This is a genomic window from Curtobacterium sp. B18, from assembly GCF_000333375.1.
GTDB lineage: Bacteria > Actinomycetota > Actinomycetes > Actinomycetales > Microbacteriaceae > Curtobacterium.
In genome coordinates this window covers 1-3,681 of sequence record NZ_BACZ01000549.1, presented here as the reverse complement: position 1 = coordinate 3,681, position 3,681 = coordinate 1, and the positions used below count along the sequence as shown (strand labels likewise).

The following is a 3,681-nucleotide window of genomic DNA, read 5'->3' as shown; positions in this document are numbered from 1 at the left end:
CNANCGGGCGGGGGGNCCCGCGCCCCGGGCCGCGCCCGCCGACGGTCCGCGCCGAGATCCGCGACAACCTGATAAGCGCCCTCCGTGAGGGCCGCGACCCGTGGCCCGGCCTGCACGGCTTCGGCACCACCGTGGTCCCGCAGCTGGAACGCGCCCTCATCGCCGGGCACGACGTCGTCCTGCTCGGCGAGCGCGGCCAGGGCAAGACACGCCTGCTCCGCACGCTGCAGGGCCTGCTCGACGAGTGGACGCCGGTCATCACCGGCTCCGAGCTCGGCGAGCACCCGTACGAACCGATCACGACCGCGAGCATCCGGCGGGCGGAGGACCTCGGCGACGCCCTGCCGATCAGCTGGCGCCACCGGGACGACCGCTACGTCGAGAAGCTCGCGACGCCGGACACGAGCGTCGCCGACCTCATCGGCGACGTCGACCCGATGAAGGTGGCGGAGGGACGCAGCCTCGGCGACCCGGAGACGATCCACTTCGGGCTCGTCCCCCGCGGCCACCGCGGCATCGTCGCCATCAACGAGCTCCCCGACCTCGCCGAACGCATCCAGGTCGCGATGCTCAACGTGATGGAGGAGCGCGACGTGCAGATCCGCGGCTACGTGCTGCGGCTGCCGCTCGACGTGCTCGTGGTCGCGAGCGCGAACCCCGAGGACTACACGAACCGCGGCCGCATCATCACGCCGCTCAAGGACCGCTTCGGCGCCGAGATCCGGACCCACTACCCGATCGAGCTCGAGGACGAGATCGCCGTCATCCGCCAGGAGGCGCGGCTCACCGCCGACGTGCCGGACGCGCTCGTCGAGATCCTCGCGCGGTTCACGCGGGCGCTCCGCGCATCGAGTGCGGTCGACCAGCGCAGCGGCGTCAGCGCCCGCTTCGCGATCGCCGGCGCCGAGACCGTCTCCGCCGCCGCGGTGCACCGCGCCGCACGGCAGGGCGAGGAGCACGCGGTCGCACGGCCGATCGACCTCGAGACCGCGGTTGACGTCCTCGGCGGCAAGATCGAGTTCGAGAACGGCGAGGAGGACCGCGCCGACGAGGTGCTCGAGCACCTGCTCCGGACCGCGACCGCCGAGACCGTCCGCGCGCGCTTCCGCGGGCTCGACTTCGCGGTCCTCGTCGAGGCCCTCGACGGCGGCACGATGGTGACCACGGGCGAGCAGGTCAGCGCCCGGACCTTCCTCGAGGGCCTGCCGTCGATCGGTGAGTCCGACCTGTACGACCAGATCGGCGAACGACTCGGTGCGACCGACGACGGCGGACGTGCCGGGGCCATCGAACTCGCGCTCGAGGGGCTCTACCTCGCGCGGCGGATCAGCAAGGAGTCCGGCGGGGGCGAAGCCGTCTATGGCTAGGGCGAACCGGCGCCTGACCCGCGACGCCCGCTACGGGAAGTACGAGGACGGGCCGGACCCGCTCGCTCCCCCGGTCGACCTGGCCGAGGCGCTCGACGCCATCGGCGAGGACGTGATGGGCGGCACCTCGCCCGAGCGTGCCCTCCGGGAGTACCTGCGCCGGGGCGGTCGGGACCAGCGCGGCCTCGACGACCTGGCACGCCGGGTGGCCGAGCGACGGCGCGAGCTGACGGCGAAGAACAACCTCGACGGCACCCTGCAGCAGGTCAAGCAGCTGCTGGACGAAGCCGTGCTGGCCGAACGCGGACAGCTCGCCCGGGACACCGAGATCGACGACGGCGACCGGGCCCTCGCCGAGATGCAGCTCGACAGCCTCTCGCCGTCGCCGGCCACCGCGGTCCAGGAGCTGAACGGCTACGACTGGACGAGTCCGGCCGCGCGGCAGAAGTTCGAGGAGATCAAGGACCTGCTCGGCCGCGAGGTGCTCGATCAGCGCTTCGCCGGCATGAAGCAGGCGCTCGAGGGCGCCACGGACCAGGACCGCGAGGACGTCGCCGCGATGATGCGCGACCTCACCGCGCTGCTCGAGGACCACCGTGCGGGGACGGACACGCAGGAGCAGTTCGACGCGTTCATGGCCGAGCACGGCCGGTACTTCCCGTCGGCCCCGCAGAACGTCGAGGAGCTGCTCGACGACCTCGCTGCCCGGGCGGCCGCGGCGCAGCGGATGCGCAACTCGATGACCCGGGAACAGCGCGACGAACTCGACGCCCTCGCGCAGCAGGCGTTCGGCTCCCCCGACCTGATGGGACAGCTCGCCCAGCTCGACGACACCCTCCGCTCACTCCGGCCGGGCGAGGACTGGGGCGGGTCCGAGCGGATGGAGGGCGAGCAGGGACTCGGGCTCGGCGACGGCACCGGGGTGTTCCAGGACATCGCCGACCTCGACGCCCTCGCCGACCAGATCGCACAGGCCGGACCGGGCTCCGACCTGGACGACCTCGACCTCGACGCCCTCGGCCGTCAGCTCGGGAACGACGCCGTCGTCGACGCGACCACCCTGCAGCGGCTCGAGAAGGCCCTGCGGAACTCCGGGGCGATGCGTCGCGGCGCCGACGGGCAGCTCCGGCTCACACCGAAGGCCATGCGGCAGCTCGGGAAGAGCCTGCTCCGCGACGTCGCCGAGCGGATGTCCGGTCGCCAGGGAGCCCGGGACCTCCGGCGGTCCGGCGCCTCCGGGGAACCATCGGGCGCGACACGGCAGTGGCAGTACGGCGACACCGAACCGTGGGACGTCACCCGGTCGATCACGAACGCGCTCACCCGCACCGCGGCCTCGGGCCGGACGGGCCCGGGGGTCCGCCTGCAGATCGATGACGTCGAGGTGCAGGAGACCGAGGCTCGGACACAGGCCTGCGTGGCGCTGCTCGTCGACACCTCGTTCTCGATGGCGATGGAGGACCGCTGGGTGCCGATGAAGCGCACCGCGCTCGCGCTCCACACGCTCGTGTCGACCCGGTTCCGCGGCGACGACCTGCAGCTCATCGCCTTCGGACGCGAGGCCGAGGTGATGGACATCGAGCAGCTCGTCGGCCTCGACGCGATGTGGGACAAGGGCACGAACCTGCACCACGCGCTGCTCCTCGCGAACCGGCACTTCCGGAAGCACCCGACCGCCCAGCCCGTGCTGCTCATCGTCACCGACGGCGAACCGACGTCGCACCTCGAGCCGAACGGCCAGGTGTGGTTCGGGTACCCGCCGGACCCGATCACGATCGCGCTCTCCGTGCGCGAGCTGGAGAACGCCGGACGACTCGGCGCGCAGACCACGTTCTTCCGGCTCGGGGACGACCCGGGGCTGGCGCGCTTCATCGACGCCATGGCGAGACGCGTGGACGGCACGGTCGTCGCGCCGGAGAACGACGACCTCGGCGTCGCGGTCGTCGGGTCGTACCTGGGGTCGCGCCGCGGCGGAGCGTTCCCCCGCGACGACTGGACGATCTGACGGGAAGGCCCTGGTCAGCAGGGCACCCGTCGTCGTATGCTGACGTCACAGCTGCCCCGGACCTCGGCCGCCCATCACCGCTCCACCAGACCGACATCGTCGGCCGGGTGGTGTCGGCCGTCCGAGTGCACCTGATCCGTCCTCGGCCGGTCGACCCCCGTGGGGTCCCGGAACGCAACGGCGCGGTTCGGTCGACCTCGCGGGCATCCGCGTCCCGGCAGGCGGGACGCGGTGGGGTCGGTGGGCTCCGGACCCGACGGAGCCCGCCGACCCGATCCCTCCCGGTGCGCCCGGGACCGACGCGACCCG

At 72.8% G+C, this 3,681-nt stretch carries 1 protein-coding gene and 1 pseudogene (1 of these 2 only partly in view); both read left to right on the top strand.

Translation table 11 applies throughout. From position 1 onward, the window contains the following. A pseudogene (locus tag I5E_RS15020) lies at positions 1-1,367 on the top strand (magnesium chelatase) (its annotated part extends 16 nt beyond the left edge of the window); the annotation flags it as partial. Then, the gene (locus I5E_RS15015; protein ID WP_022907704.1) at positions 1,360-3,372 is read left to right on the top strand and encodes a vWA domain-containing protein; all 2,013 of its coding nucleotides are present in this window, start codon (positions 1,360-1,362) and stop codon (positions 3,370-3,372) included. The pseudogene I5E_RS15020 and the gene I5E_RS15015, both read left to right, overlap by 8 nt. The last annotated feature ends 309 nt before the right edge of the window (positions 3,373-3,681 follow it).